The sequence below is a fragment of the Lentzea jiangxiensis genome, assembly GCF_900104175.1.
Lineage (GTDB): Bacteria > Actinomycetota > Actinomycetes > Mycobacteriales > Pseudonocardiaceae > Lentzea > Lentzea jiangxiensis.
The window spans coordinates 1-6,475 of the sequence record NZ_FNIX01000047.1; the positions used below are offsets into that span (position 1 = coordinate 1).

The 6,475-nt window shown below is 68.2% G+C and carries 9 protein-coding genes and 2 pseudogenes; 4 read left to right on the forward strand and 7 right to left on the reverse strand.

Going from position 1 to position 6,475, the window contains the following annotated elements; translation table 11 throughout:
- A partial coding sequence (locus BLQ91_RS40915; RefSeq protein ID WP_176959975.1) for a transposase occupies positions 1 to 203 on the reverse strand: 203 nt, incomplete at its 3' end.
- A 101-nt stretch (positions 204 to 304) separates the two neighbouring features.
- On the opposite strand from BLQ91_RS40915, the pseudogene BLQ91_RS43965 reads away from it, so the two are divergent.
- From BLQ91_RS43965 to BLQ91_RS43975, 3 genes and pseudogenes are all read left to right on the forward strand, one after another.
- Positions 305 to 547, forward strand: a pseudogene (locus tag BLQ91_RS43965) (AAA family ATPase); the annotation flags it as partial.
- Between the two features lie 299 nt (positions 548 to 846).
- The gene (locus BLQ91_RS43970; RefSeq protein ID WP_425412583.1) at positions 847 to 1,050 is read left to right on the forward strand and encodes a squalene/phytoene synthase family protein; all 204 of its coding nucleotides are present in this window, start codon (positions 847 to 849) and stop codon (positions 1,048 to 1,050) included.
- On the forward strand, positions 999 to 1,247 hold the full coding sequence (locus tag BLQ91_RS43975) for a squalene/phytoene synthase family protein (protein ID WP_176960219.1): 249 nt from the start codon (positions 999 to 1,001) through the stop codon (positions 1,245 to 1,247). The genes BLQ91_RS43970 and BLQ91_RS43975 overlap by 52 nt, the downstream gene beginning before the upstream one ends.
- Before the next feature lie 318 nt (positions 1,248 to 1,565).
- On the opposite strand, the pseudogene BLQ91_RS43980 reads toward BLQ91_RS43975, so the two are convergent.
- The 6 genes and pseudogenes from BLQ91_RS43980 to BLQ91_RS42385 all read right to left on the reverse strand — a co-directional run.
- Positions 1,566 to 2,003: pseudogene (locus BLQ91_RS43980) on the reverse strand (terpene synthase family protein); the annotation flags it as partial.
- On the reverse strand, positions 2,003 to 2,284 hold the full coding sequence (locus BLQ91_RS39785) for an isoprenoid biosynthesis enzyme family protein (RefSeq protein WP_143023117.1): 282 nt from the start codon (positions 2,282 to 2,284) through the stop codon (positions 2,003 to 2,005). The gene BLQ91_RS39785 and the pseudogene BLQ91_RS43980, both read right to left, overlap by 1 nt.
- Complete coding sequence (locus BLQ91_RS39790; RefSeq protein WP_090105760.1) at positions 2,281 to 2,784, reverse strand: cytochrome P450; 504 nt, start codon at positions 2,782 to 2,784, stop codon at positions 2,281 to 2,283. The genes BLQ91_RS39785 and BLQ91_RS39790 overlap by 4 nt, the downstream gene beginning before the upstream one ends.
- Positions 2,785 to 2,810: 26 nt before the next feature.
- Positions 2,811 to 3,347 carry a cytochrome P450 family protein gene (locus BLQ91_RS39795; protein WP_090105761.1) on the reverse strand — a complete coding sequence of 179 codons (537 nt, stop codon included), beginning with the start codon at positions 3,345 to 3,347 and terminating at the stop codon, positions 2,811 to 2,813.
- A gap of 226 nt (positions 3,348 to 3,573) precedes the next feature.
- A complete protein-coding gene (locus BLQ91_RS43690) occupies positions 3,574 to 5,595 on the reverse strand; it encodes a helix-turn-helix domain-containing protein (protein WP_218130583.1) in 2,022 nt (673 codons plus the stop codon).
- Positions 5,596 to 6,165 carry an AMP-binding protein gene (locus tag BLQ91_RS42385; protein WP_218130584.1) on the reverse strand — a complete coding sequence of 190 codons (570 nt, stop codon included), beginning with the start codon at positions 6,163 to 6,165 and terminating at the stop codon, positions 5,596 to 5,598. It lies immediately after the preceding gene.
- 67 nt (positions 6,166 to 6,232) lie between these two features.
- On the opposite strand from BLQ91_RS42385, the gene BLQ91_RS39810 reads away from it, so the two are divergent.
- A partial coding sequence (locus BLQ91_RS39810) for a transposase (protein WP_425412584.1) occupies positions 6,233 to 6,475 on the forward strand: 243 nt, incomplete at its 3' end.

A 6,475-nucleotide genomic window follows, 5' to 3' on the forward strand; every position in this document is an offset into this window, starting at 1 on the left:
CGTTGCCGAGCGGCACGCAGTTCGACGGACTCGCTGCTCGGGGTGCCGGGAATCTCACCCCGATCGATCCGGTCCTGCTTGACCCACTTCGACAACGTCACCGGATGGACACCCAGGTCGGCAGCGGTCTGCTTCTGCTCTCTACCGGCCCGAACAAGCGCGACGGCACGCGCTCGGAACTCGGCGGGGTACGCACGGGGCACAGTGCACAGCCTCTCGAAGAAGCCGCCAGTTAGCCACCAACTCTGGAACCCATCCAGTAGGGCAGGTCACAACTGTCACCTACTCGTGCAGCAGACCCGACATCGCCGGCTCCGGACTCGGTTGCGCCGAGCTGCTGTTCATCGCCACTGTCATCGCTGAACTCCGGGCGGCACGCGATTACGATCTCACGGTCCTCCTCGTCGAGGAGCCCGAGGCACATCTGCATCCGCAGCTGCAAACGCTGCTCGTCGAGTACCTGCGCGACGCCGCAGAAGCCTCGGCCACCCAACAGGCTTCCTTCGAGTACGCGAGTCGAATCCAGGTGGTGGTCACCACCCACTCACCTTTGATCGCTTCCTCGGCCGCGGTCGAGGATCTCGTGGTTCTCAAGCGTCAGGCGCTGGCCGGTCCTGATGAACAGAGTCTCTTCGAGGCAAAGACAATCCCGTTGGCCGAGTTGGACCTGGACGATGGGCACTCGAAGTTGAAGCGCTACCTCGATGCCACCGTAGCGCCATGCTCTTCGGGCCTCGCGCCGTGCTCGTGGAAGGAATCGCAGAGGCGCTGCTTCTGCCCGTATTCGTCCGGCAGGTCCTGCAACGGCCATCCGCAACGCCGCTGTTCCGAGTGCAGCCCAGCGCAATGGGGGAAGCGTTCCAGCTCACCAACTTCATCCGAGACACCGCAGAGGACCTCGCCCGCGACAGGGTGTACCTGCCCGCGCAGGACCGGCGCCGATTCGGGGTGACGCGCACCGATTTGGCTTCCACGGGTACCGCTCACCACGTGCGCTATTGGTTGCGGTCGAGATCGAGCGCAACCGCGAGCTGTACGCGTACGCGGTAGGTGGCATCAGGATGCTCGCACCGTCGAGCCGGCCGTGCGTCGAGACGGCGTACGTGCTGTACAGCGGCATCCTGGACGCGGTGGAGGACGCCGGGTACGAGGTACTCGACCGGCGCGTCGGCGTGAGCCTGTCCGCGACGCTCAGGATCGCCCTGCCCGCGTACCGGCGTGCGCGTCGCGTCTGGCACGCGGCTTGACGACTGCTCGGGCGCCGGCCTGTCTAACGTCTTTCGAGCTCGTCCCCACCACCACGAGATCGCGGGCGTCCTCAGCCTCCGGTCGCACGGCACCGGATCCCACTCGGACACGAGTGAGATCCAGGTCGTGGCGTACCGCCCGCTCAGCTCGTGCCAGTCGAGGTTGCCGGGCAGGTAGCGCCCCAGACCGGCGAGGAACGGCTGCCGGTCCGGGTCCGCGGGCCGGTGGAGCTGGTCGCGCAGGCGCAGGAAGAGCGCCATCACCTCGTTGCACAGCGCCACGGCCGCGGTAGTCGCGTCCTGTTCATCCCATCCCAGCCGCACGCGCACCTGGCTGACGAGGTTTCTCCCGTTGCCAGGGTTGGACTTGTCGCCGTCGTAGGAGTGGAAGTCGTTGTCCCAGTTGATGATGCTCGCGGTGATGTCGAGCAGCACGCCACAGGAGGGATCGGCGAGGGTGGTACCGGCGGAGCCCCGGCACCCGGCGACGTGACACAGCAACGGAAACGCCCACGCCGGTGAGCTCGTCCGGCCGCGGGTGGCCAGCGACTCGTCGTACGTCGGCTCCCCGTCGTCGCTCGTCTGGGCAGTGTGCACCAGCTCGGTCAGCAAGGTTGCGCGCAGCCCTTCGGCGAACTGCAGCGGCAGTTCTGGGGTCGCAAGCGCCAGGATCCGGTCCCGCAGGTCGCGCAGCGCCGCGGAGTAGCCGGTCGCGTCCGCGGTCGGTGCGTCGAGCGCCCGCAGCACCGGCCACATCAGCAGGCCCAGCCCAGCCGTGCCGGACCCGTCGTCGCACTCGTCGTCGAACGCCGCCACCACGTCGACATGTCGGCCAGCACCTGCAACCAGGAAACTGGGCAACCGGGTGCGCTGACCGCGGCGAGCGAACCGAGCTTCGCCTGCACCAGCCGAGCCCGCCGCTGCGGATCCTTGATGAGCTCGAATCTCGTGAACCACTCGACAGAACGGGTCTGCGCCTGCTTGGCCATCGGGTGCGTGGCGGGTTCGACCGGGCAGTACAGGCCGGGCCAGGTCACCACGTGACCCACGGCCGCAGGTGCCCGCCCATCACGTACTCGTCGCGTTCGCGGTTGTCGCCGTCCACCACGCGCAGCGCGGGGAACTCGGTGAACAGGCGGGACAGGCTGGTCCCGATCATTACGCGGCTGAGCTCGGGTCCCAGGTAGTGGTGCGGTCCGTGGCCGAACGCGACGTGACCTCGCACCGGGCATCGTGCGTTCATCTCGTCCGGCGTGGGGGACAGTGCCGGATCGTGGTTCGCGGCGGCGAGCAACGCGATGACGGACCCGCCGCGCTTGATGCGTCGGCCGCCGATCATGACATCCTCGGCGGCGACCCGGTCGATGCCGTACTGGACGATCGCGATGTGGCGCAGCAGCTCTTCCACCGCGCCGGCTCGCAGGTCCGGGTCGTCGCCGGTGAGCGCGGCGCGCAACCCGGCGTCGGCGGCCAGTTCGACGGCACCCTTCGAGATCATCCCCGCAGGCGCCTCGTACCCGGCCATCAGCAGTGACACGCCCTGTTCCGCGATCTCCTCGACGGTCAGCTCGGACTGGTGACCAGATCGCTAATGAGGTCGTCCCGTGGAGCGCGGGACCTGGTGTGGACGACCTCCGCGAGGTAGTCCAGTGCTGCCTTTGCGTGCTCGTTCGCGTTGTCCGCCGAGATGCCGATGCGTATCAGCTCGGCGGTCCCGTTGTCGTAGAACCGTTCCTGGTCCTCCGGCGGCAGCCGGAGCAGCTGAGAGATCACCGGCAACGGGACTGCGAGCGCGAAGCCGGCGACCAGGTCGAGCGGGCCGTCCCATTGCCGCATGAGGTCCAAGTGGCGCTCGACCACGGCCTCGGTCAACGGCCGGAACGTGTGCCGGCGCCCGTCGAGCGCCCTGGCCACGGCGCCGCGAACTCGGTGGTGTTCCGCGCCGTCGAGCCGGAGGATGCGCGACGCCCGGATGACTGCCGCATCGTCGCTGCGGTGCAACGGGGAGGCACGTACGGCGAAGTGCCGTCCAGACAGCATCGACTGGACTTCGGCATGTCGCGTCGCGAGCCACGACGTTTGGCCGTCGGCCAGCCGCACCCGTACGATCGGCGCCTCACCCCAGTACGGTAGGTACTTCGCCGCTATGTCGCCGGCCCGTTCCGGTGGCCAGGGCAGAAGGTCTTCGTCGGGGTGTTCGGCTCCGGGTACGAGCTCAGCGTCAAGGCGTCTCCCGTCTCAGGCGTGTCAGGTCAGGGAGCCCGGTTCGGGTGGTGCCGGTTGGGGTGGTGCCAGGTCGGGCAGTGTCAGGTGAGGCGGTGTCGCGTCACGCGGCGATGCCGAAGGTGCGCAACCGGCGGTGCAACGTCGATCGGCTGATACCTAGGTGTTCGGCCGCCTTCACCCGGTTGCCGCCGTACGTCCGCAGCGCCTTGACGATCAGGTCGTACTCGGTCTTCGCCATGAGGCTCCTGGGCTGCTTGGAGCAGTTGTGCCGGAAGCGCTCGGGCAGGTCGTGGACGGTGATCTCGCGGGTCGTGCGCAGCGACAGCAGGTGCTCGACGAGATCGTGCAGCTCCCGGAAGTTGTCCAGCCACGTGTGCCGCCGCAGCGCCCCCCACGCGGTGTCCGCGAAGCGCAGGCGGCCGGCCGCGCCCAAAGCCGCGAGGTGCTCGTGCACGAGCGCGGGTAACTCGCCCAGCCGGTCGCGTAGCGGGGACAGCTCGACCCGGCCGGCGCACCGCGCCGCGAACGCCCGACCGTTGTGGTCGAGCTCGGCCAGGGGCTTGCTGGTCAACGCGATCCAGCAGGTACCCGCGTCGAGCAGGTGCGCGAGTTTCGCCACCTCGGCCGGGCCGAGCGCGTCGACGTTCTCGACCAGGACGAGGCCGGAGTGTCCCGCGGCCAGCTGTTCGTGCCCGGAGCGGGTCAGGTCGAGCCGCAGAATCGGGTTCGTCCCGGCAAGCTGCCACACGGCCGTGGTCCGGCCGCTGCCGCGCTCACCCGCGACCAGCACCGGCAGCCGCTGCCTGCGGTAGTGCGGCAGGCGGGGGTCAACGAGCTGGTTGGCCGGCGAAGCCGCCGGTGCGCCCATCCGAATGCGGTGCTCGATCTCCTGCGCGAACCTCCGCAGCAGGGGAAGGCTGAGCGGGCTGGCCATGTCGAGAGGGCAGGCGAGGTTGAGCACTCCGGCGAGCCGTCCGGTCGACGGGGCCATGATGGGGTAGCCGTAGCAGGCGAAGTCCTTGAACCGTGTGAGGAAGTGCTCCGCGCCGATCACCGCGACCGGCTGGCCCAGCTCAATGGTCAGCGAGATCGAGTTGGTCCCGGTGAGCGGCTCGGTGAACTGGCGGCCGACCACCACGCCGGCCGCGTCGAGCTCGGAGGACTGCTCGGGCAGACCGGGTCTCAGGTCCACGATCACGCCTCCCGCGTCCGCGAGCACTGCGGTGAACGGACTTCCGGAGATGTCCTTCTCGAACCGGCTCAGCACGTCCGCGGCCAGCCGCCGCAGCGGGTGGCTGGACGGCACGGGCCGGACCGGCGCCGCAAAGACCTCGCTCAACGGACTCAGGCCGATGCGCTGCGAGCGGCGCCACGACGCCTCGATCTCGGGACGGACCACCGCGCTGCCGATCAGCTTGGGTTCGCAACGGGTCATTTTCGTCTCCTGGGCGGCGGCACACGGCGGTGATCCGTGTGTCAGGGAGGAAATGTGACGGCCGAGTACGAGCAGGAACATATGAACCCACTCGCGTGAAAGCCATGCAGAAGAACCGGCAGAAACCGCATTCTGCCGGTCGACCGGCCTCCTTCCTTTCGGATCCGAACGAGTGATTTGTGTCAATAAAGACCGTTCAGCACGGATTCGTAGCGTTTGTCGATTTTCCCTGCGGCGCGGCTTCAGCGACGTGGTCAGCAACGCGTCCTCGCCGCTGAAATCGCGCTCCAGCAGGGCGAACCGCTTGAGCTGCTCGTGCCGCGCCAGCTGGGCGTTCACTTGCTCGACTGCCCGCCTGACCTCGGCCTGGGCGTCGCCCAGGCCCGCCGAGGTGTCCGGGTCCAGCGTCACCAGCGCCACGCAGTACTTCCGCCGGTCGCCGTGCACGATCGCGTTGCCGATGTACGGCGACGCGGCCTTGAGCAGGGACTCAATCCGCGCGGGTGCCACGTACTTGCCGCCGGAGGTCTTGATCAGCTCCTTCTCGCGGTCGGTGATCGTCAACCGGCCGCGCTCGTCGAGCTCGCCGATGTCACCGGTGTGCAACCAGCCGTCGATCAGCGTCTCGGCCGTTTCGGCGGGCCTGTTGTGATAACCGCGCATCACGCCGGGCCCCTTGATCAGCACCTAGCCGTCGGCCACGATCCGGACCTGCGTGCCGGGGACCGGTGGGCCGACGGTGCCGATCTTGACCGAGCCGGGGCGGTTGACGAACGTGGCCGCGGACGACTCGGTCAGACCGTAGCCCTCCAGGATCGGCAGTCTCGCCCGCGCGAAGAACTCCGCGATCTCGGGAGCGAGCGGCGCGGAGCCGGAGATGAAGTAGCGGATGCGGCCACCGACCTTGGCACGCAGCTTGGCGTGCACCAGGCGGTCGGCGAGCCAGGCGGTCATCGGACCGTGATCGCGGTCCGCCCAGGCGAAGATCTTCTCCGAAACTCGGCCGCTCTCCCGGACGCCGGCCACGATCCAGCCGTGGATCTTCTCGAAGATGCGCGGTGCGCCGGCGACGATCGAGGGCCGCAGCTCGCCGAGGTTGTCCACGATCCGTTCCACCGCACCGTCGACGGCGGTCGGCATCCCGGCGGCCATCGTCGCCGTCGTTAGCACCTTGCCGAACGAGTGCGCCAGCGGCAGCCACAGGAAGTGCAGGTCGTCGTCCCGCAGGATGCTTAGAGTTCCTAACAGATTGATCAACTGTGGTGACTGAACGTTCATGATCGTTGATCATGAACGGGTGAGAAAGGGTGAGCAGCCACCGTGGATCGTGTCCGACGATCTGTGGGCGCGAATCGAGCCGTTGTTGCCTCGATGGGAGTACGCGCTGCCCAAGCTGGGCCGCAAGCGCATCCCGGACCGGCTGGTCCTGCAGGGCATCCTGTTCGTGCTGCATACGGGGATCCAGTGGGAGTTCCTGCCCCAGGAGCTGGGTTTCGGGTCCGGGATGACGTGCTGGCGGCGCCTGGCCGAGTGGAACGAGGCCGGGGTGTGGCAACGGCTGCACGAG